Annotated in this window: 17 protein-coding genes and 3 pseudogenes; 16 read left to right on the top strand and 4 right to left on the bottom strand. The window is 59.5% G+C overall.

Translation table 11 applies throughout. The annotated features are described in order from the left end of the window. Positions 1-518: 518 nt before the first annotated feature. On the top strand, positions 519-1598 hold the full coding sequence (locus P3T23_RS11335; RefSeq protein WP_429316265.1) for an SAM-dependent methyltransferase: 1080 nt from the start codon (positions 519-521) through the stop codon (positions 1596-1598). A gap of 399 nt (positions 1599-1997) precedes the next feature. On the opposite strand, the gene P3T23_RS11330 is transcribed toward P3T23_RS11335, so the two are convergent. Next, positions 1998-3380 (bottom strand): MFS transporter, encoded by a 1383-nt coding sequence (locus tag P3T23_RS11330; protein ID WP_429316264.1) that lies wholly within the window; start codon positions 3378-3380, stop codon positions 1998-2000. Positions 3381-4415: 1035 nt separating this feature from the next. Next, entirely contained in the window at positions 4416-5999 is a 1584-nt protein-coding gene (locus P3T23_RS11325) for a hypothetical protein (protein WP_429316263.1), read from the bottom strand. A gap of 1058 nt (positions 6000-7057) precedes the next feature. Here P3T23_RS11325 and P3T23_RS11320 point away from each other — a divergent pair. The 4 genes from P3T23_RS11320 (at position 7058) to P3T23_RS11305 (ending at position 12360) form a co-directional block, all read left to right on the top strand. Further along, a complete protein-coding gene (locus tag P3T23_RS11320) occupies positions 7058-7798 on the top strand; it encodes a cysteine hydrolase family protein (protein WP_429316262.1) in 741 nt (246 codons plus the stop codon). 385 nt (positions 7799-8183) lie between these two features. Next, a complete protein-coding gene (gene cysS, locus P3T23_RS11315) occupies positions 8184-9590 on the top strand; it encodes a cysteine--tRNA ligase (RefSeq protein ID WP_429316261.1) in 1407 nt (468 codons plus the stop codon). Between the two features lie 202 nt (positions 9591-9792). Then, entirely contained in the window at positions 9793-10224 is a 432-nt protein-coding gene (locus P3T23_RS11310) for a hypothetical protein (protein WP_429316260.1), read from the top strand. Between the two features lie 375 nt (positions 10225-10599). Continuing rightward, on the top strand, positions 10600-12360 hold the full coding sequence (locus P3T23_RS11305) for a pyrroloquinoline quinone-dependent dehydrogenase (protein WP_429316259.1): 1761 nt from the start codon (positions 10600-10602) through the stop codon (positions 12358-12360). Positions 12361-12920: 560 nt separating this feature from the next. Here the strand turns inward: P3T23_RS11305 and P3T23_RS11300 are convergent. After that, entirely contained in the window at positions 12921-13283 is a 363-nt protein-coding gene (locus P3T23_RS11300) for a winged helix-turn-helix transcriptional regulator (protein WP_429316258.1), read from the bottom strand. 112 nt (positions 13284-13395) lie between these two features. Between P3T23_RS11300 and P3T23_RS11295 the strand changes: the two genes are divergently transcribed. Continuing rightward, positions 13396-14130: an SDR family NAD(P)-dependent oxidoreductase gene (locus P3T23_RS11295; protein WP_429316257.1), complete on the top strand. Its 735-nt coding sequence runs from the start codon at positions 13396-13398 to the stop codon at positions 14128-14130. 56 nt (positions 14131-14186) lie between these two features. Next, positions 14187-14651: pseudogene (locus P3T23_RS11290) on the top strand (NADPH-dependent F420 reductase); the annotation flags it as partial. Between the two features lie 30 nt (positions 14652-14681). Here P3T23_RS11290 and P3T23_RS11285 read toward each other — a convergent pair. Beyond that, positions 14682-15275, bottom strand: coding sequence for a TetR/AcrR family transcriptional regulator (locus P3T23_RS11285; protein WP_429316256.1), 594 nt, complete (start codon positions 15273-15275; stop codon positions 14682-14684). Between the two features lie 157 nt (positions 15276-15432). Between P3T23_RS11285 and P3T23_RS11280 the strand changes: the two genes are divergently transcribed. The 9 genes and pseudogenes from P3T23_RS11280 (at position 15433) to P3T23_RS11240 (ending at position 22275) form a co-directional block, all read left to right on the top strand. Further along, a complete protein-coding gene (locus P3T23_RS11280) occupies positions 15433-16185 on the top strand; it encodes an SDR family NAD(P)-dependent oxidoreductase (protein WP_429316255.1) in 753 nt (250 codons plus the stop codon). 258 nt (positions 16186-16443) lie between these two features. Then, positions 16444-16857: a nuclear transport factor 2 family protein gene (locus P3T23_RS11275; protein WP_429316254.1), complete on the top strand. Its 414-nt coding sequence runs from the start codon at positions 16444-16446 to the stop codon at positions 16855-16857. 107 nt (positions 16858-16964) lie between these two features. Continuing rightward, positions 16965-17597: a class I SAM-dependent methyltransferase gene (locus P3T23_RS11270; protein WP_429316253.1), complete on the top strand. Its 633-nt coding sequence runs from the start codon at positions 16965-16967 to the stop codon at positions 17595-17597. Positions 17598-17767: 170 nt separating this feature from the next. Further along, positions 17768-18440: pseudogene (locus P3T23_RS11265) on the top strand (LysR family transcriptional regulator); the annotation flags it as partial. Next, positions 18436-18609, top strand: a pseudogene (locus P3T23_RS11260) (NAD(P)-dependent oxidoreductase); the annotation flags it as partial. The pseudogenes P3T23_RS11265 and P3T23_RS11260, both read left to right, overlap by 5 nt. Before the next feature lie 366 nt (positions 18610-18975). After that, complete coding sequence (locus tag P3T23_RS11255; protein ID WP_429316252.1) at positions 18976-19320, top strand: DMT family transporter; 345 nt, start codon at positions 18976-18978, stop codon at positions 19318-19320. Positions 19321-19503: 183 nt separating this feature from the next. Then, positions 19504-20259, top strand: a complete 756-nt coding sequence (locus P3T23_RS11250) for a hypothetical protein (RefSeq protein ID WP_429316251.1) — start codon at positions 19504-19506, stop codon at positions 20257-20259. A gap of 313 nt (positions 20260-20572) precedes the next feature. Beyond that, on the top strand, positions 20573-21331 hold the full coding sequence (locus tag P3T23_RS11245; protein WP_429316250.1) for an adenylate/guanylate cyclase domain-containing protein: 759 nt from the start codon (positions 20573-20575) through the stop codon (positions 21329-21331). A 335-nt stretch (positions 21332-21666) separates the two neighbouring features. Next, on the top strand, positions 21667-22275 hold the full coding sequence (locus tag P3T23_RS11240; protein ID WP_429316249.1) for a DUF5625 family protein: 609 nt from the start codon (positions 21667-21669) through the stop codon (positions 22273-22275). Positions 22276-22789: the final 514 nt, after the last annotated feature.

The raw sequence follows: 22789 nt of genomic DNA, 5'->3' as shown, positions 1-22789 counted from the left end.
CCGTCAGGAAGCGGGTGGACGAAGGCGAACCTGCCGCGCGGTGGCCGATGTACGGTGAGGTCGCTCGCACTCAACTGGAAGTGGTGGGTCCTGTCCGGTGCGTTCCTGCCACTTAAATAATTGTCGCCACAGGCAATGCATGGCTGGATGGCGCCGATAGGACGGGACAATACGGTGTATGGAACGCACACGATGCGGCGGATCAAGATGTCACCGATCTATCGCCGCACCAGGATCCTCGGGGCGGTGCGACTGCTGCCCCCCATATGAAGCTGGAAGGCGCGGTGTGGTACCTCGGCATGGAAGTTGACGACGCGCTCGGATCAGTGTGATTGCCCGAAAAAGACGATTATCTCTGCAAGCGCTTGTGCTTCGTCCCGTTTCGCGGGATCCTGAGGAGGCCACATGTTCCACCACCGGAAGCACCCGGAGCGGTGATTCACCAATACGACTTGAACGACTAACAGGACAAGTCACTTCCAAGACATCTTTCCGCACGCAGAAGAGAGGACGAAATCGTGAACCAGGCAAAGACCATGTCGGGTGCCATGGAGGGCGCGGGCGCCTACAATCGTCACTCCACGCCTCAAGCCGGTGGTGCCGCAATCGCGCTGCCATGTCTGCAGGATGCAGTGGCGAGCGCGGTGCTCGAACCGGACGACCAACCGGTCGTGATCGCCGAGTACGGATCGTCACAAGGCAAAAACTCGCAGGCTCCAATGCGGGTTGCGATCGCCGCCGTGCGCGCCCGGGTCGGGCCGGACCGCCCAATCCTTGTCTATCACGAAGACCTGCCGGTCAATGATTTCAATTCCCTGTTCGAACTTCTGGAGAGCGACCCGGGCCGATATGTCCGCGACGACCCTTTGATCTACCCATGCGCAATCGGGCGGTCGTTTTACGACAGCGTTTTGCCGCCAGCATATGTGCATCTTGGATGGAGCGCGTACGCCGCAGTGTGGTTAAGCCGCGTGCCTGTCCCAATTGCGGGTCATATCTTTCTACCGTGCACGACGGGTGCTGCAAACGCTGCGTTTCGCGAGCAGGCTGCCAGGGACTGGGAAACGTTTCTCGCTCTGCGGGCCCGCGAGTTGAGGCCCGGAGGCCGTCTCGTCGTGGTGCTGCCGGGAGCGGACGACGATGGGCGCACCGGCCTAGAGGCGCTCATGAACCACGCGAACGATGCGCTGACGCAGATGACCTGTGAGGGCGCGATCACGACCGATGAACGTGCACGCATGGTGCTGGCGACGTTTGCCCGCCCCGTGCACGACCTGCTTGCACCGTTCGCGAGTAACGGCCAGTTTTGCAATCTCGTCGTCGAGCATTGCGAATGCGTTGCGCAGCCCGACGACATTTGGGATGAGTACCAGCGACATCAGGACCGCGCATGTATGGCGAGCCGGTACGCGGCGTTTCATCGCGCCACTTTCATGCCTTCGCTGTTACTCGCCCTCAGCCGACCCGGAGATGAGCCAAGAAAGCGCACACTCAGCGACCGCTTTGAGCAGTTGCTGAGACAACGGCTGATAGCCGCCCCGGCGAGGCTCGACGCAATGGTCGAAACGCTAGTTTTTGCGCGCGATGGTGCACGTTAGGCCGGTCGCCATGGCGAGAAAGCAGCGCGCGCTTTTGCACGGGAATCATTCGGAGCGCGTCGGCAACGCACATCTGTAACGCCCGGGCAAGTCGCCATCGATGCCCGCTCGAAACGCATCTTCGCTTTACCGACCAGCCGGTTCAACGCCGCGTTTCCAAATTGAAGTCGACGCCAAGCAAACCGGATTTGCTCAGAGCTGACCCGTAAATTCTGCCAGCACAGTTAGCGGAAAGCGCTAGCGTCAAGTTGACCCTCTGGAGCTTCATTTCAGTCAAGGACGGGAGCGCGGTAGCCCGCTGAATTTTCCGCGAGCTCGGAAAGGAACCTTGCGAGGCCGGCTGCGACAACGTTGCCGTCTACGTTATGTTGCGCGATGCACCCTCTCAGCCGCGTTGGGTTAATCGTTCTTCGGATCGCGAGGCGCGTCGAATAGCGACGGCGTTTGCACGGCCTTGCGTCTAGGCCCTGCGAGATAGTTTACAAAGAGTGCGGTGGCGGCAAACAGTGCCGGAAGGCCTGCTGCGATGAAAGCTTCATTCAGCCCGTAACGGCGGCGGAGTAATTCCGCAGCAGCCAGAGCGCCCACAATTGCACCAAACCGGCCGACACCCATCATCCATGCAATGCCGGTCGCGCGTGCCCTTGTGGGGTAGTAATTCGCCGCCAATGCCGACATTGACGCTTGCGCGCCGTTCATCGTGGTGCCCGCCATGAAAATGAGGCCAATCAGAGCGAGCAGGCCGGGAGCCCCGTATCCGATGGAAACTGTGAAGAGGCCGGTAGCAAAAAAGCAGGCGCTGACTATTAAGTTGGGGTTGAAACGATCCATCAGCCAGCCCGAGGCCAAGGCGCCGATTCCACCACCCAACGGGAAGAGTGCCGTAATGAGGGCCGCATGAGAGACGCTATGACCTGAATCGTGGATCAGGATGGGCAGGGAGTTGGTAAGTAAATAAAATATAACCAGCCCCATGAAATAGGCGAGCCATAGCATGAGAGTTCCAACAATATATGGCCTCGCCAGTACTATTTTGACCGAATCCGCAAAACTCGCTTTGTAGGTCTCCTCGCCAATAACGAATTGACTTGCCACGACCAGCTTCCCCGGGGCGATGCGGTCAAGTAAGGCATGGATCCGCTCGGCGGCAGCCCCTTTGGCAACCATGTAACGGACCGATTCCGGAATTCGGAAAATGAGGACAATGCCTAGCGCGATGGGAAGCACGCCGCCAGCAACCAGGACGCTGCGCCAGCCTAGTGCGGGAATCAGGGCTGCTGCCAGAAAACCGCCTCCAGCGGCTCCCAACGGAAATCCGCTAAGCATGGCGTTATTGACGAGGGAGCGATGGTGATCGGGAGCAAGCTCAGCCATCAGCGTCGCGGCACTGGGCATGGCTGCACCAATGCCAAGTCCCGTTATGAATCGGAGAATGGTAAGCATTTCAAGACTTTGTGAACTGGCGCTCGCAAGAGACGAAATGCCCAAAAACAGGACCGCAAGAACCAGCACAGTTTTTCGACCGAGTCTATCAGCGATCGGCCCCGAACTCGTTGCGCCTAACGCGAGTCCAAAAAGTCCAGCGCTAAGAACGGGGCCGAGCGAGGACTTTGCAATGTGCCAGTCCACGAAGAGCGCAGGTGCGATATAGCCGATTGCGGCGGTATCGAACCCGTCAATTGCAATGACCAGGAAGCAAAGTGTCAGTACCGACCATTGGTAGGCGGTAAAGCCCTGGCTATTTATAAACTCTTGAACGTTAACAGTCGGAGCGGAGTTCATTTTGTAATCCCATACCTTGCTCGGCCTCCAACCACATTCCCGTCGCAGCGCTTCACTCTCGCCACAAGACCTGGCTCACGTTAGGTGCGCTCTTAAATACCGGACTCACGTGGTTGCCACTCTGCCTCTCATGGAAGTGGGTATGATCTGACCCGCCGACAGGGCACCGCCCCGTCGCCCGGCGATCTACATCGCTCCCGCGGCATCATCGCTCCATGTTAAATCGCGTTCAGATGTTTGACGACGATTTGCTCCTCCAATAAGACGAGCGGGCTTGTGCACATTCAAAAAATTTTTTGCCAGGATTCCGCCTGCACCTGCGCCGCGCGAGGTGCTCGTTCAGGACGCACCTACCCTAACTGGGACGGGGAAGATCAGACGCGCGTTATTTCTGTTACCGGCGACGAGTTGACAATTATCAGCCCCGTCTCCGCCGTCGGCGATGGGACAGTTCACCTTGCGCTACGGCGCGTAAAGTAAGAGATCTGCTGTGAGCTGCCTGACGGCGCAATGGGCCGAGGAGCATGCCCACTGGAGCCGGCGCGAGCAGTCGACCCCTGATACGTGATGATCGAAGGGATCCATACGGGGCTGTGCAGCAAGGATTCGGACGGCTGGCACTCAAGCTGATCGAGGAACCCAAGAAAACCTGGCGCCGCATCAATGGCCCAGAGCAGATAAACGGATAAACGCGGCGCGAATGACAGCCACATGGCGGCCCGTAAGCGGATCATCGAGCGCCGCGCTTTCACCTCAACCCACTTGACGGACTGGCTCAGGGCATGTTGCAGCCGTTCGCGCCAGTCTGCTGTCTATGCTCTGCGAGTGGCCGCTCTGGCGTAGTGTCTGTGGCCGGTTGACGGGGAGCAGTTCAGCTGAGTGACAGCTTGCAGAGTATTAGCGGCCGAGTCGCCTGAGAGGTCGCTCTTTGTAAAACGTATTGAAGGTGAGACGCCAGCCGCATCGCTTTCATTTGTTTTCTTGAACCCCAGAATTCTCAGTACCGCTTGAGGTTTTACGCTAAAACTTGCAGGTTCACCTCGTCTTCGAGTCGACCTCGATTTTCGCGTTCTTCTGTTGACTGATCTCCTTCCGAACTCGCTGCAAATTCTCGTCGTCGACTTTGGTATAGTAATCGGCCTTCGCAGCGCGATACTCGAGAAGGGCGGCCTGGAAAGCGCGGGCGGCTTCCTCCAGCCGCGCCGGGTCTGACTCACGCTTCCCCAGGGCCTCGAGCGCGACGCCCAGGTTGTTCTGCGTTTCTGCCCAGTCGAGCGGCACTTTCTCGCGCGTACGCACCATCAGCGCCTCGCGATCGGCGGCCACCGCCTCCATGAGCGGCGCCGGGTCCGACTCGCGCTCCCCCAGGGCCGCGAGCGCAGCGCCCAGGTTGGTCTGCGTATTTGCCCAGGCGAACGGCACTTTCTCCCGTGTGTATTCCTTCAGCGCCTCGCGATGGGCGGCCACGGCCTCCGTGAGCCGCGCCGGGTCTGACTCCCGCTTCCCAAGGGCCGCGAGCGCGTTGCCCAGGTTGCTCTGCGTCATTGCCCAGTCGAGCGGCGCTTTCTCCCGTGTGTATTCCTTCAGCGCCTCGCGATGGGCGGCCACCGCCTCCGTGAGCCGCGCCGGGTCCGATTCGCGCTCCCCCAGGTCCGTGAGCGCCAAGCCCAGGTTGTTCTGGGTTGCTGCCCAGTCGAGCGGCACTTTCTCGCGCGTCCATTCCTTCAGCGCCTCGCGATAGGTGGCCACCGCCTCTGTGAGCCGCGCCGGGTCTGACTCACGCTTCCCCAGGACCGCGAGCGCGAGGCCCAGGTTGTTCTGCGTTGCTGCCCAATCGAGCGGCACTTTCTCGCGCGTCCGCTCCTTCAGCGCCTCGCCGTAAAAGGCAATCGCCTCCCGCAACGGCTCGTTCGTGCCCGACTGCTCGCCGTACCTCAGTAGAGCATTGCCGAGAATGATCTGGACGTTCGCACGCGTGGCCGCATTCCATTGATCCGCCGTGCTGCTTTTGAGGAGCGTGCGGACGCGCTTGATGAATGGGATGAGCTTGTCCGCCTGGTATCGCCCCTCGTGCGCCTCGAACTCGGCCTCGCTGGTTGCGACAAGCAGGCCGAGCACGTCGGTCAGGTCTTGCCAAAATAGAGGGGGGAGATTCTGATCGTCAATCGTCCGGTAGCGCCCTGCCGACGACGTCCTCGTCTCGTCTCGCGAAGTGGTTAGGTGAAGCCTAATTTGGCTCTTGCTGTCCTTTTCCCGGTCCGACAGATAGTCGCCCCATACCATTACATCGAAGCCGGACGCTTTGAGCAGAGCCCGGGCGCGCTCGTGACCCTCGCGCTCGTCTTCGGTAGAAATCAGCCGATCGAACGGCATGGTATTGACGATCGGAAACTTGTCACGGAGCGAGTCGCGGATCACCCCCTCGATTTGATGATTGTCGTCGCGGTCGAGATGAGCAATAGCGACGTTGAACTTGCCGGGGTCGCGCGGGGCAGCGATTTTTCGCTGAGGCGCGCGACGAGCGGCTCGATCCCAGGCAACTTGCTGACGTGATCCCACTGCCACCAGATTGCAGCAGAGGCTATGACGCCCACCCCAACCCAGCCGAAGTGTTTCCATACCCACTTCTGGATGAGCTTCCACAGGTCCGGCGGCTCAGGAGCAGACCGTGTTGAACGCTTTGACTTATTCTCAACCGGAGGTGTGGGAGGTGTGGGCCGCTGAGGCTGCTTTCTGGAGGGCATTCCATCCTCCCACGGTCACGGAAGTGTAGCGTCACGATCGGTTTGCAATCCACGCTACTGACACGCCAAAGTTCCCCGCTATCGCCCGAGAAAAACGGTTGGCGCCCTATGTGAAACATAGCGGAGCCGCAAGCCAAAACAAACCTCGCCAAAGCGGACTGTCCGGGTCACTGCACATGCGGTGCCGCAAACATGGTTCCCGTTTCAAGCTGCGAGACTGATATGTCCAAAAACGAACGAGGGCATGCGAAAACGCAAACCTACTCGGATTCCGGCGCGAGGACTGGCTGACGTCGTTTCACGTGCCGGCCCCCGATGCCCTACTGCCAGGCGACTCCAGCCACATCTTGAGCAGATGCAGCATCCGCCGACGGACTCGACGAGTACGTGTCAATCTCCAGCAGCATGTATCGGTCGAATGCCCAAATCAGGTCGGCGGCTAAATTTAGCGAGATGAAAAGCGTGCACCGACAAACGACCGCTTGACCTCGGAAGCCGCCGTTGACGCGGTGCCGGCTCCAACGGCGGTTGAGGGTCGCCTAAGGCCCGTCGCCACAAGCAAAATCCAATCGGAAATGGTAGCCCGACGCAGGCACTGCGTGCAGGCATTTTCATTGCTTTCTGTTCTGGCAGATCAATTCGGGATGGCTGACGCAACTGGCTTCGCCGAACGCTTCTGCGGAAGCCGCGAAGGAACGGCCGAACCAACGTACTGGTTCCAGTGCAGGCACCTGATGTTTCGCGATACTGCGGCGTCGCTGGTCGGAACCGAAAGATTCAGGAGTCGCTGCAAGGTCATTGACCGTCGTTTTCGCGCAGGCCGACATCAACCCGGGTAATCACAATACAGTGACCGGCCGGTCGTTCCCAACAGGCCAACGCGTACCCTCGCGCGCAACGGCGGCGAGTTCATTCTGAATCGAGGACTACGACATGCACCCGCTAGCACCCGCAAACGTCGCATTTGAAAACCTGTCGGCGACGATTCCAGGTATCGACTTCTCGGATCACACGGCTACGGCGCTAGTCGTGGTCGACGTTCAATACAGTGATGCTGCAGCCGACCGCGGCTGGGTGAAGGCATGTGAGGCGATAGAGCCCGGCTCGATGCGTTACTACGTCGAGAGGCTGGAGCACACGACCATTCCGGCAATCCGCACGCTGCTCGATGCGTTTCGCCGATCGCAAAGGCCGGTCATTCATCTGGCGATCGGCTCGGCGTATCGGGATATGCGGGATTGTCCAACTCGGTTTCGTGAGTGGTCGCGCATGCTGGAAGAAGCCGCCGGCATTCAGGACCTATGGTGGACGGGCAATCCGGATTACGCGTTCCTCGAGGAGGTCGCCCCGCTGGAGGGCGAAACCGTGATCCGCAAGACTACGCAAGGCGCGTTCAACGGTAGCGAGATTCAAAACGTGCTGGACCGTATGGGAATAAAAAACCTGGTTTTCACCGGAGTGGTGACGAGTTGCTGCGTCGAAACGACCGCACGGGATGCCGCTGACCGGGGATTCGGTTGCATGCTGGTTTCCGATGCGTGTGCCGACTGTGACCCGGCGATGCACGATGCTGCGCTATCGAACTTCGGGCTTTATTTTGGCCGGATTGAGCACACTGCGGATGAGCTCGTCAGGTTGTTGTCGGAAAAGGAGCGCAGTCAGGTAATCGCATAGTCCGCACTTGCGTCACCAACGGCCAGCTATCGGTTTCCGGGGCAGCGGCAAGTGGGTCCGGCTTTGCGAAGCGCGTGTGTCAGAAACGGGCAAATCGGTCTGTGGGGTGAGGCAGCACGCGGCTAGGAGCGGCCGTTCGGAAGTACTCGCTGAAAGCAGCCATTCGCCGGTATTGACCTGCGCAGCCAACAGACGCTAGCATCGTCCCATGCTTGGTCAAACCAAATTCCTCTCTTCGCTGGTCCGTGCATGTTGTCAGAACGTGCCGGGGGGAAGATGCGTTTAGCGATCTAGCTACGCGTTAAATCAATCGCCTTCTGGCCGCCCGTTGCAAAACCGGCGGCCTTTTTGTTTTGGCCCGACACCTTCGGAACGGAGAGACTCCATGCCACTTGCGCTGTATGACACCTGGTCGCGTACCGTGCGCCCGTTCACGCCAATCCACGCCGGTCAGGTCGGCATGTATTGCTGCGGTCCCACCGTCTATGACCATGCGCATATCGGCAACCTGAGAACCTACGTGTTCGAGGACATCCTGCGCCGCGCACTGATGCGCAACGGATATGACGTCCAGCACGTCGTCAATATCACCGACGTAGGTCATCTGACTTCTGATGCCGATGAAGGCGAAGACAAGATGGAAAAAAGCAGCCGACGGACCGGACAATCAGCATGGGCCATCGCTCGGCGCTATACCGAGGCCTTCGTCGCGGATTGGCGCGCCCTGCGACTTCTGGAGCCGACGGTATGGTGCCGTGCGACCGAACACATCGCCGAACAGATCGCGTTCATAGGCGAGCTGGAACGAGCCGGTTATGTGTATCGGACCAGTGACGGCCTATATTTCGACACAAGCAAGCAGGACGACTACGGCTATCTGGCCAGGCTCGACCATGCCGGCCTGCAGCCGGGCAAGCGCGTCGCAATTGGCTCCAAGAAGAACGTCACGGATTTTGCGTTATGGAAGTTCAGTCCGGTTGGCGTTACTCGGCAGATGGAATGGGATAGCCCATGGGGGCGCGGATTTCCGGGCTGGCATATCGAGTGCTCGGCCATGTCGGCGAAGCACCTTGGCATCTGGTTCGACATCCACTGTGGCGGCGAAGACCATATCGCCGTGCATCACAGCAACGAGATTGCGCAGACCCAGGCGGCCCACGGCACGCGGCTTGCGAACTTCTGGATGCACGGACACTTTCTGACGCTCGATGCCGACACGAAGATGTCAAAGTCGAGCGGTGACTTCATTCGACTGCAGACCTTGCAGACTCGGAAGATCGATCCGGTCGCGTATCGTTACCTGTGCCTGACAGCCCATTACCGGACCAAGCTGCATTTCAGCTGGGCGTCTCTCGATGCAGCGCAGACAGCCTTGAACCGGCTGCGGCATCTCTATTCCGGCTGGCCCTACGGAGGCCTCGTCGATCCGGGTTTCGCCGCGCGATTCGACGCCGAAGTGAACGAGGATCTGAATCTGCCCAGGGCTGTGGCCGTGCTTTGGGAGCTAGTCAAGAGTGACCTGCCACCCGCGACGTTGAGAGCAACCGTGGACAGCTTTGACACTTTGCTGGGTCTCGGGTTGCGCGATTGGAGGCCGATTGTGTCCGACATTCCGGAAAACATCCGGGTGTTACTCAGCGAGCGCGAGCAGGCCAGAGCGGAAAGGGACTGGGCCAAAGCCGATAGCATACGGGAGACGTTAAACGCACAGGGCTGGAGAGTCGAGGACAGTAAAGAAGGACAACGACTGATCGGAATCACTCCGGGCCCGACAGAGTTTGGCGATGAGTGACTACTGCATTGGCGCCAACTGAGTGTCCGTTCTGCACATGCTTGACTGACCGGTCAGAGTCGACCCGAGCCGGTCACTGTTGGACCGGGTGCGGCCAGTTAGAAACACTCGACGTCTCGACCAAAATTGACGACAATGTTCCCGAGGAACGACTGCGGGTCGTGCTCCGTCGTCGGGGATGCCGCTGAATCTAGAAGAAAAGATGAGACGACTGTTTCTCGCTGCGCTCGCAGCCTGCTGTTTCGTGACTTGCGTTCATGCGCAAAGCAACGCGTCCGGCCCGCTCGTCACGCCCTCGGGCAAACTGCAATTCGTGCGCGTCGACCGCGATTTCGTGGGGATACTCGACAAGGAAATTTTCGATCGCTTCGGCGCGAACACGCTCACGCATTTCGATGACGTCGGCAACGCAAATCACGCTGTCACGCGCACGCTTGTGCAGACCGATTCCGGTCCGGTGCTGTACGACTTTCGCCACCATCCGCCACTTGTGCAGCGCTTGGGTAAGCGCATGGCGGTCAAGCGTGTGTTCTGGCAAGACGATGAAGTCGTTATGCAAAGCTTGCAAGGCTGGTTCCGATTCAAAAGCGGCGTGTTGACGAAGCTGCAGTCGTCTACGACCACTTTCCATTGATTGCGCGCCCACCCCAAACCCACGCTTCGCCAGTGATGACATACATCGGCTCGCCGCGCACGCCGTTGCCATTCTGCAAGTTGCCTTAATCTCTTGTGGGTCGAGCTGAGCCCGTCGACGTGGGACAGGTTTCGGCTAGATTCGGTCGTTCGCCAGCTTGCGCGGGCTGACATGCAGATGGCGGTTCCACCTTGGAAGCTGCCGTTGAGGCCGCGCTGGGGCGACGGCATGAAGTGTGGCGGCGTAGTCCAGATCTTTACGTCTTTCGGCTATTGAAGTTTGTCGGTGTCGGTGGATACGCAAACGACCTAAACTTCTAGGGTTGCCCTGCCCCTGGTTCGGATCCGGACGTTTCCTCGTCCCGAGGAGATTACCATGCAGTCTAACCGCCATAGAGGGCGCGATGGCGCGCTTCGTCGAACGTTCCTGTTCGCCTTCCTGGCTACGCTGACGGTGGCTCCAGCCGGCGCCCTTGCACAGCCCGAGGTCACCGGCGGATCGGTCCGCATGCATCTGTCGACGCTAGCGCCGCCGAACCCGACCGTCACGCAGAGCCAGTTGGACACTGCATCGTCCAATGCGGCGGATTGGCTGCTTCCTAACGGCTCGTATGCCCAGACGCGGTACTACCCGGGCGCGCAAATCAACACCGCCAATGTGGCGCGCCTGAAGCTGGCGTTCATCTTCCAGACGGCAGTCAACGGACCACTGGAAACCTCACCATTGGTGGTGAACGGCGTGATGTTCCTGACCACGTCGTTTGATCATGTGTACGCGATCGATGCAGCGACCGGGCGGGAGTTCTGGCACTACCAGCACAAGTTGGGGCCGGTTACTACCTTCTGCTGCGGGCCCAACAACCACGGCGTGGCGATATACGGCGACAGGCTCTTCATGGGCACGCTCGACGCAAAGTTGGTTGCGCTCGACGCCGGAACTGGCAAGCTCCTGTGGGAAACCGAGGTCGGCGATCCCGAGCTAGGCTACAGCGAGAAGATGGCGCCGATTGTGGTCGATGGCAAGGTATTGATTGGCACCAACGGGGGTGAGTACGGCGTTCGCGGCTTTGTGAAAGCGTTCGACGCCAACACAGGTCAACTGCTTTGGACCTTCTACACGATTCCCGAATCCGGACAGGAGGGCGTGTGGGCGACCAGGGATGCGACCGGCCGGGACCTTAAACGCAATATCGATGCCGAGAAGAAGCAACTTGCTGAGAAGGGTAGCGACTTCTACAAGACGCTGGGCGGTGGCGTGTGGATGACACCAGCGATCGACCGGGAAACGCGCACGGTGTACTTCGTGGTTGGGAACCCCTCGCCTGACTTTTATGGCGCAGTTCGTCCCGGCGACAATCTGTTTACCGACTCGACGGTGGCGGTCGACCTCGACACCGGCAAGTACAAGTGGCACTACCAGTACATCCCGCATGACGTGTGGGACCTCGACGCGGCGAGCCCGCCGATCCTGGTGGACGTGCGCGACCGCGACGGACGCATGGTATCTGGGGTAGTCCATGCCGGAAAGACCGGGCATGTCTATGTGCACGATCGCACATCGGGCCAGCTAATCCGCTTCTCGCCGGCGATGATCCCGCAAGAGAACATGTGGACGCTGCCAACGCCGCAGGGCGCGCGCATGCTGCCGGGTGCGAACGGCGGAGTCAATTGGTCGCCGACGGCGTACAGCCCCAAGACGCGTCTCGCATATGCGGCCAACCTGCATCGCCCGTTGACGTACCAGGTCGAGGACACGCCGTATCCGGGCGGCGGCAAGATGTGGCTTGGCGGTTCATTCAAGACCATTCCGAACGAGCAGCAGTGGGGCAAGCTCGCAGCGGTGAACGTCGACACCGGGAAGATCGTCTGGTCGTTTAAAACCGATCAGCCGCTGATCGGCGGCGTATTGGTGACGGCGGGCAATCTCGTCTTCAATGGAGAAGGCAACGGCCTGTTCCGCGCATTTGATGCGCGCACCGGCAAGAAGTTGTGGGAGTTCCAGTGCGGCGCCGGCGTCAACGCCCCAGCGGTGTCGTACTCGGTGCACGGCAAGCAATATGTGGCGGTTGCAGCCGGCGGCAACCAGCTACTTGACTACAAGCGCGGCAACGCCATTGTGGTGTTCGCGCTGCCGTAATGCGCACACACTACGCTGCCTGCCCTGACGGCCCCCCAACTGCTGAGCGGTGTCGTATTTGGCGCAGCGTGTCAGTCTTTTATGCTGTCGGGCAAGGCGAAGATACCGTTGCGCCACCGGAGTGTGGCCCGCACGCTTGGACGGCGATACAAACGTCGGCTATACCCGAAAGCTGCCGTCGAGGCTGCGCTATGTCTACCGGCGGAAAAGGGTCGCCTACTGCCGTTCGCGACAATGGGCAGGTCAGATTCGCACAGCAAGCGGCAAGGAACGGCCACTTTCGGTCGTTCGACCTTGCTGCCTAGATCGTCGACAACAGCTTGAGCGAGAGCAGGACTTTTCTTTGAGGCAACGGTGGCCAGGCGAACTGGCGGAGATCGTTTAAACGGAGCGACTTGGCTTGGCGTCGTGCGTCTAGGGATGCTTGAAGAGTCGCTGCCACAAAACATGGGCCAGAGCGCCCAAACCGCGCATCCTGATAGTCTGATCGCAAGAATTTGACCTGCCGCCCTCCTACGAATGTGGAGGGTCGTCCGACTCAGCGGTTCTTCAGCATCCTGCTAGGGCAAAGCGTCGCGCTTGGCGAAGATGCTTGCCATTTCTTCCGCGTGCTGGGTTCCCCAGGTGCACAGCGGGACGATCGCGTCGGCCAGGCTGCGACCGAGCGGGGTCAGCGCGTAGTCCACACGCGGCGGTACCTCCTTGTAGTCGGTCCGCGCCAGCACGCGATCGGCCTCCAGATCCTTCAATTGCTGGATCAGCACCTTGTCGCTGACGCCCTGGGTCAAGCGCTTGAGCTCGCCGTAGCGCTTCGGGCCGTCGCGCAGGAAAAACAGGATCAGCGGTTTCCACTTGCCCGAGATGATGCGGAGCGTGGCGTTGAGCCCGCAGCCGGTGTCGCAGATTTCAGGGGGCGTCGTCATTTTTTGATACTTACCTAAAAGTGCATACTTGTTGTTAGGTTATTAGAACAGCATACTTACCTCAAGTAAGCAGTTCCCTGCTTCCGTACAACTTCAACAAAGGATGCATGACATGACCAGACTGAATGGAAAGACGGCCGTGATCACTGGTGGTGCTACCGGCATCGGCCTTGCCGCGGCAAAGCGCTTCATCGAGGAGGGCGCCTTCGTCTTCATCTTCGGCCGGCGGCAGGAAGCGCTCGACGCCGCTGTGGCTGAGCTCGGGCCCAATGCCCGCGCGGTGAAGGGCTCGGTCTCCGTTCTGGCTGACCTCGACCGGCTCTACGCGGCGGTGAAGGCCGAGCGCGGGACCCTCGACATCGTCTTCGCCAATGCTGGGACGGGAAGCCCGCTTCCGCTCGGCAAGATCACCGTCGAGCAGGTTGACGAAACCTTCGACACCAATGTGAAGGGTACGATCTTCACGGTGCAGAAGGCGCTGTCGCTGATGAGCCCGGGCGGTTCGATCATCCTGACCGGATCGAGCGCTGGCACCACGGGCGCCCCGGCGTTCACCGCCTACAGCGCGAGCAAGGCGGCGGTGCGCAACCTCGCGCGGACCTGGGCGGAGGACCTGAAGGGCACCGGTCTCCGGGTAAACGTGCTGTCGCCTGGCGCGACCGCGACCGAACTCGCGAAGGAGGCGCTGGGCGAGGAAGGCCAGAAGGCCTACGGTGCGATGACCCCGCTTCAGCGTATGGCCGATCCGTCCGAGATCGCGGCGGCGGCTGCCTTCCTCGCGTCGTCGGACAGCAGTTTCATGACCGGCAGCGAGGTTGCCGTTGACGGCGGCCTGGCGCAAGTCTGACGTGCTTCGCCCTACGGCGCTCCATTCGATATTTGGAGCCCGTGGGCGTGCTAAACCCAAGGAACATTCCCAAAACCCTGGCGGAAGCCGTCAAGGCGGACATCATCTTTTTGGCTGTCCGTTTCGAGTCGCACCCGGAGGTCGCAAAGTCGCTTCCCACTTGGCAGGGGAAGACCATCGTGGACGTGACCAATGCCTACGGCGTGCCCCCCGAGGAACTGGGAGGGCAACCTTCTTCCAAGGTCGTCGCGCAGGCCTTCACTGGTGGACGACTGGTTAAGGGCTTCAACCATTTGGTCGCTGCCGTCCTTGGCCAAGATCCGGCCGTACATGGCGGCAGGAGAGTTGTGTTCCTGGCGAGCGACGATGACGGCGCAGCAGCGGAGATTGGTGCGCTTGCGGAAAATCTCGGCTTCGCGCCGATCAAACTTGGCGGCCTTTCGGACGGCGGACTGCTTGTGCAGGCGCGCGGAAATAGCTGGGGTCAACTGATCTTTAAGGATTTGGTTAAGTTCGACTGATCCCCAGCAATCCTTCTAGGCCGATCTGACTCAGCGCATTGCCTTTTTGACATCTTTCTTTTTGACATCGTTGCTGGGCCAGTTTGTCAGGATGGCGCTCGTAATAAGGTGAACAAGATGATCTGCCCGTGGCGCGAATGAGGGCAGATCGACAAGCCAGCCGAGCGCCGCCATCAGGCCGAACATGTCGTCCCCATTCATATCGGCACGTGCTGTCCCTTCGGCTTGAGCACGCAGCAACAGTCGTGCACTCGCTGAGTGCACTGCTGCACATGAAGCGTAAAGCGCGGAGTCCGGGTTGGTATGAGCTGCCGCCATCAGGGCGACAACGCCCCTATAGCTTTGGGCAAATGCCATCCATTCGCGAAACCAAGACACGAGCGCTTCGTTAGGTGAATTCGACGTTTCGAGTTCGTCTGCCTTCTGCGTCAGTTCGTCCAGATTCGTACACAACAACGCTTCAAACAAGGCTTCTCGCGTCGGGAAATGACGCAGCAGTGTAGCCAACCCGACGTCAGCCCGGCGGGCGATATCTCGCATCGACGCGTCGACACCGTGCTTGGCGACAACGTCGCGCGCGACTGCAAGTAGATGGCTGTAATTTTTTTTGGCGTCGGCTCGCATGGGGTCCCTTGACAAACGGATCACTGATCCGTATATTTGGATCACTGGTCCGGATGCTGTGAATCAGGATCTGGATCGGCGATCCAAATGATACAGCGCCTTTGTACCAATGGGAACAGCGGCGCTGCCTGACACCACAAACGAAAGGCGAAAGATCGTGAAAAAATTAGAAGGTAAGGTTGCAGTCATCACGGGCGGAAGCAGCGGGATTGGCTTGGCCACAGCCAAGCGCTTCGTGGAAGAAGGTGCGCACGTCGTGATCACTGGGCGACGAGAGAAAGAGCTGAAGGAGGCCGCCGCCGCCATCAAGAGAAACGTTACGACGGTCGTGGGCGACGTGTCGCGCTTGGAAGATCTGGACCGGCTCTATGCCGTCGTGAAAGAGAAACATGGTCACATCGACGTTCTCTTCGCGAACGCGGGCGCAGGGACAATCGCACCGCTCGCGGTAGCTACGGAGGCCCATTTTGACCAGACCTTCGACGTGAACGTGAAGGGAATGTTCTTTACGGTACAGAAGGCCCTTCCCCTCTTCAAAGACGGCGGTTCGATTATCCTGAACTCTTCTGTCTCAAACGTCCTCGGGCTTCCAGGATTTACTGCTTACGCCGCGAGTAAGGCGGCTGTACGCAACTTCGCGCGCGGCTGGACTATGGAATTGAAAGACCGCAAGATCCGCGTGAATTCTATGAGTCCCGGAGCGATCGACACCCCGGCCTTGGCGACGACGACGGGCCTCACCGCTGAACAGGCCGAGCAAGCAGTCGCACAGTTCACCGCGCAGATCCCAATGGGCCGCAGAGGCATGCCCGAGGAAATCGCGGCAGCAGTCGCGTTCCTCGCCTCCGATGAAAGTTCTTACATCACCGGTGTGGATCTCGCCGTCGATGGAGGCATGGCGCAGGTCTGACCCCGGCGCGCTCCCGTGGCTGGCCCACAAGCCCCGCCAGTCGTGGGACCACGTTTCTCACACTTTAGTTTCAACACAAGGTCGGAGAAACATTATGAGCTATGCAATTGTAGGATTCGGCAATATCGGCCGGGCTCTTGCTAAGGCGTTTGACCGACGTGACCGACGACAAGCTGATCGGGGTGACAGATATTGACGGCGAGTTCTGATTGAGACACTTCGCGCGCGATCCGATCCGAGAGAAATGGAGAAATTCCGATGAGTACCGATAAGAACGTCCAGACCGTGAAGGACTTCTTCGCCGCGATCGGCCGCAGCGACAGGAAGGGTCTGCTGGCGCTGGCCGCCGAAGACATCGAGTGGATCATTCCGGGCGAGGACTGGCCATTGGCCGGAACGCGCCACGGACACGCGGGGCTGGCGGATTTGCTTGAGACCGCATCCAAGTCGATAGAAACGTCCATGGAACCCCGGGAGTTCATAGCGCAAGGAGACAGGGTCCTGGTCGTCGGCTTCGCCAGGGGGATGATCAAAGCCACAAACAAGACGTTCGATGACGACTGGATCTTCGCCATCACGGTCCGTGACGGCAGACTGACGAGCATCCGGGAGTACATCGACACGCAAGCACTGGCGCGGGCCTCGCAGATGGACACGGCCGGGCTGGCGTAGCGCTGGCCATCTGCGGCCATCGGGTCGGGGTAGACGGTGGATCAGCCGTGGATCGTCCCCTCGCATGCCGCGCGCTTCTCGAATGCCCAACCGTAAAGGAGATCCCTATGTACGACCAATCCAAGCTATCCGAGTTGATCCGGTTCGCACGAGTCGATGCGGGCTCCACCGTAATCGACGTTTACCCAGGCGACGGCGACTGGACCCGTCTCTTCTCCGACATCGTGGGACCCGCAGGACGGGTCTTCAGCTTCGTACCGGCCGAAGTCGCCCACTTCAAGAACGATCCGGTCGGCCGCATGCGGACGCTTGCGACGGAGCCGGGCCGAGAGAACGTGGAAGCCGTCTCGGCAGACCTCGTAGCGATGCCAGAGGTCACGCAACCAGCGGATGTCCTCTGGCTGCATCTGTTCTATCACGACCTCCATACAGCGCTGATGCAGGCCAGGGGCGCGACGGCGGCCCACTTCAATCGAGTGGTCTACGAGCAGCTCAAGCCCGGCGGGTACTACGTCATCGTGGACCACGCCGCCGCCGTCGGGCTGGGCACGAGCGACGCCCAGTCGCTGCATCGGATCGAGCCTGCGTCCGTTCGCAAGGAGGTGGAGGCGGCCGGCTTCGTACTGGACGCGGAAAGCACCACGCTCGCGAACAAGGACGATCCGCACTCGATCAAGGTGTTCGATCCCTCGATCAGGGGCGAGACCGATCGCTTCGCCTATCGGTTCGTGAAGCCCTGACAGGTCCCGGCGCCAACTTCATGTCGACCTCCCCAATGGGTGCAAACAAGCCCAATGAAGACATCGAGGAAACTGCTTGCCGCTCGTCTGGTGGGGCCCGCGCGACGATGGCAGCGAAGGCCGCTGAAGCGTCATAGCGCAACCGGAATCGGCGCGGAGGATTCTTGCCTATGGAGCTACGTCACCTTCGATGTTTTATCGCGGTTGCCGAAGAGCTTCATTTCGCGCGCGCCGCTGAACGGCTGCACATCGAGCAATCGCCACTGTCGCGCGCCATCAGGCAACTGGAAGATGATCTCAACGTTCGCCTGTTCGATCGTGATACGCAGGGCACGCGCCTGACCTGGTCGGGACAGGTCTTTCTGGAGGACGCTCGGCGCGTGCTGGCCGCCGTGGAGCAAGCGCGGGCAAGCGCCAAAGCGGCGGCTACTGGGTATCAGGGCATGCTGCGTATCGCACTGTCCGATGGCATCGTGCAGCCGCGCCTGAGCGCCTTGCTCGCGCTATGCCGCGAGGAAGAGCCGGAGGTGGACATTCGCCTGTTCGAGGTGCCGCTCGCCCAACAATTGAGGGCTTGCGTGATGACCTACGATGCCGGTTTCGCGAAATCCTAAGAACCTGGGGAAGGGCTCATTGTCACGCCGGTGTGGAGCGACCAGCTGGTCATCGCCGTACCGGCGCGGCACCCGCTGTTGGTGCATGGAGAGACACCGCTAGAAGATGTGTGATGTGTTGCGCTACCCGCTGGTGCTGTGCGCCTCGGATGCATGCGAAGGTTACAGTCAGCAGATCGCGAAGGTACTCGGTGCCTCAGAGCGTAAGCCTATGGTGGCCGAGCATGTTCGCGCGCATGAAACGCGGCGCTTATCTGATCAACACTGCACGTGCGGAGCTTGTCGATCGCGACGCGGTCGTGGATGCGGTCACGTCCGGCCATCTAGCGGGCTATGCGGGCGACGTGTGGTTTCCTGAGCCGGCGCCTGCGGACCATCCATGGCGTACGATGCCGTTCAAATGGAAAAGTTGGCTGCTTAGACAGCGCAATTCGGGCCGAGGTCGGGCAAGTGGCTCACGGGCGTTGGCCAAACTTCCGGGTTCGGCCACAACCGGCCGGTCAGTTCGGACGCGCGAATCGTTTTCAATCGGGCATCAATTCCACCAATTCGAAGAACTCGATTGTTGACAGCCATTAGCAAGGCGGATATGGGTTGGCTGCGAACGTAGCACTGGTTGGCCCCGGAATGACCTCAGGATCGCTGCACTCCATTCGGCCCTTGCGACCCGACTCCTTCACGTCACGGTTCCAATTCCAGACTGCGGCAATGGTATTCTCGGCGTGACGCGCATATGAGCTTCCCGATCCGAAGGAAGATAACCAATGATCTCGATTACCAATTCGTTTGTGGCATGGACCGTGGTATTAGCCTCGGGGCTGCTGGAGATCGTCTTCTCCGTGGCCATGAAGTTGTCCGATAGTTACACAAGGTTGGTACCGGGTGCGCTGTCTATCATTGCAGCAATAATGAGCGTTTGGTTGATGAGCTTCACGCTCAAAATTCTTCCGCTCGGGACCGCATATGCTGTCTGGGCCGGGATCGGTGCCGCTGGCACAGCCTTAGTCGGATTGATCTGGTTTCACGAGTCGGCCTCGCTCGGTCGCCTGTTATGTGTCGGCCTGGTTATCGCAGGTATCGTTGGATTGCAGTTTCAGGAAGGCTCTTGATGTCGTTCCGCGCCGGACGAATGGCGGCTTCCGGCGATCTCAACTGTCCGTAGCGGGTCGACTTGCGCCTGCCAGCCTGCCCGTAAACGGCCATTCGGCAGCCGAGGACGCCAGTGATGAGTGAACCGACGTAGCGACCGGAAGTGTGGCTGTCACGAGTAGCAATTTAGAGGCCTCCGCACCATGAAGACTCACAATACGTGTTTCGTCCGCCCGGCGCTGGCTGCACTTTGCGTGGCTTCGCTCGCAACGCTCGTCGCGTGCGGGGGAAGCTTCTGCGTCGGCGTCGACGGCTGTGGCGGCGGAAACGGGCAGGCAAGCGTCGCCATATCCGGCACGGCCGCCACCGGCAACGCGCTCGCCAGCGCGATGGTCGGTTTCAGTTGTGCGCAGGGTTCGGACTCCACCTTGTCAGACGGCGGTGGACACTACAGCATCACGTTCAACGCCGCGCTTCCCTGCATCCTCACCGTGACCTCCGGCGGCACGACGCTGCATTCGCTGGCATTCGCCGGAGGCACCTTCAATACGACACCCGAGACCGAACTGACGCTCGTCTACCTTGCTTCGCAACTCGGGACGACCGAGACAAGTCTGATTGCGGGTTTCCCGAGCAACTCACAGTTCCAGCAGGTGCTTTCAAACCCGGCCGATGTGCTGGCTGCGCAATCGGCCGTCGTCACGAATCTGCAGCAGCACTATGCGGTCACGCTGACGGCACCGGCGTTTCTGACGACACCGTTTATTGTCGGGCAAGCAGGCGTCGACAGCGATCTCGGCGCGCTGGCGACAGCAGGCGCCATTGACGCCAATGGCATGCCCGATCCGAGCGCCGTCTCCCTGCTGTCAGCGGCAGGTCTCGCCCATCCGCTCACGACGACGTCCACACCTTCATCCGGCACTGGCGGCACGGGCAGCGCCACCGGCGGCATGATGTGACGTGTGGCGAGCCGCAGGAAAAGGGAATGGCCATTCTTTACTGCAAAGCCGCCATGGCAAACTGACTCGGCGAATAGCCGAAACGGGTCCCGAAACTGACCTTGCCTGTCCCGAAAGCCTGGTCGGTTAGTTAGTCACTCAAACCTGTTTCAATCCCGGGATTTGCGGCCCATAATCGGGATCACCTGCCTCCCGGCGCGTCGGTGCCGTAAGGAGCCGAAGCAGGAGGATCAGATATGTCCAACAAATCATCGATTCGCACCCTACCTGGCAGGGCAACCAACGCGACCAGCTATCGGTTAGGAGGGCTTTGATGAACAAATCTCCCTCGAAAATCTGCAAAGGGTGCTGGCAAACTCTACATTTCCCGGTGGCATTGCGCGGTCCGCTCTCCATTCCGTTCCGAATGGTCGGTCTGCGGCCGAGCCGGATGAATCCAAACATCTGCACGTTCTGCGAGTTGGCCTTCACCCGTATCATGAAGGCTCGAAATGTCACTATCGATGCCACCGTACTCTTCGCTGATCTGAGAGGCTATACGAGCGCATCCGAATACCTGGCTCCGGATCAAATGACATCAACGCTGGATGCCTTTTATGATGAGTGTGCCGAGGCGATCTGGGAGTATGACGGATTGCTAAACAAGACAATCGGCGACGCCATCATGGCAGTGTTCAATTTTCCGATCCGACAGGACGATCACGCAGCACAAGCATTGCGCGCAGCGCGACAAATGCAGCGCCGCTGGGGTGTCCGGCGAAACGAACTTTCGAAAGGGTTCGACCTGGATGAAGGAGCCCTGTGTATTGGCATCGGGATGGCCAGCGGTAGCGTCAGTTTCGGTGAGTTTGGTCAGTCGCATCGCGATTTGACGGCGATTGGAACGGTCGTAAACACCGCTGCCCGCGCACAGTCTGTCGCGCGAGCGGGTCAGATATTGGTCACGAGAGCCGTTCGGGACCAATGTGAAAACGCCGTTAGCAACAAGGGAGCGAAGTACGACCTGAAGGGTTTTGCAGCGCCGACCGAACTCTATGATGCCGCGGAATATAATGCTGAGCGCCGGGTCTAATGGATCGAATATCGGTAACGACACCGCAGCCTTCACCACCCCGACAAATTCCTGGCCGGCTTGGCACTGTTCAACGCGTCGCCAACGCGTGCGCAAACGTAGGGCGCTCTGCTTGCTCGCAGTCTTGCGGCTTTGTTACGTCGAATTTCGCTGCTGCTAGTTCCGCTTTTGGCCCGGTTGCACCCGTCGAGATACGACGCCGCAAAGCTGCCGCTGGCACAGGGCGAATGTTTTCGACCGGCGAATTCCGGTGAAGGCGCTGGATGCGTACATTCGGCCACAAACGGACGTTCGACATCGATGCCTAGACCGTTGACAATCTGTATCGACATACGATGGATATCGGACTTCAGTACAATAGAGAAAAAGCACGGGGGTCAACAATGAAAAATTTACCTCACCTTGCTCGACCTGCGATCCTTTGGATTTTCACGTGGTTTATTCTGCTGGGCACCACGCAGTCAATGGGCGAAACAGCCCGAAATTTGCCCGACACCATCGCCCCATTCGACATCAGTCGCTCCGATTCCACCATTCGGGTAGATATTAAAGTCGCAGAGCACCGTCCATATGAGTTTTACCTCAACGTTTATTACAAGGGGCGTGTCGAACAATCGAGAGTAATCGAACTTGTTGGCAACGGTTCACGATATCCTGACGGCCGCTATGGGCGCCCGGGATTGACCGTTCCTATTCATTTAAAGATAGTCGATAGTTCTGGGTCGACGATCGTTGACGACGTCCGCAACGTTGAAGGTGTGGATATACACGGATTTAATGGTGACCACGACGGTTACTATTCGCGGTACATGTATGGCGTCGAACTAAGGCCAGGCATCTATCACGTGGAGATTAATAGCGTAAAGGAGATGCCAGAATTTTCTGGAATCTCATGCGGAGTCCATATTGGATGGCACCCGAATACAAAACCAATCAGCGACTAAGGAAAAATGCGCAGTCAAGGATAGGTGCGATGTCGTTGCGTCGATCGTCGGGTTTCGCTCAAGACTTTTGGTATCACGAACCGACGTGTATGTATTTCTCTCGCCGAGAACCTCCTGCCGATTTTCAGAACGGTGTCGCAGCGATTTCTGCGGTGTTTTCGACCAGTAATCTATAGCTGAACGATGCAACGAGCCGCTATGCTAGCACTCAGTGACGGGCCATCTGCGTCGCGCCAACGGTCGATGTTCGTGAGCGGCCGCTTTCGGCAATTTTGAGCGACCGCAGAGGGTCGATAGCGCCTGTTCGATTTCTCTGAAAGCGGTCGTTCAAAAAGAGTGAAATAGATGGGTGCTCGAACGGCCGGACTGGCCGAGGAACCGCCATCCAATGCAACCTGGCCGTCAATTCACGGCCGGACAGCGATACGGGGCGACGGTGACCGGCACCCAATGAAGATGAATCCCAGGGCACCGGCGTCATCGCCCATCGACTATTCGCCAATCTTCCTGCTGA

The sequence above is a fragment of the Paraburkholderia sp. GAS448 genome, assembly GCF_050435685.1.
Taxonomy (GTDB): Bacteria; Pseudomonadota; Gammaproteobacteria; order Burkholderiales; family Burkholderiaceae; genus Paraburkholderia.
This window is presented reverse-complemented; position numbering and strand designations above follow the sequence as displayed.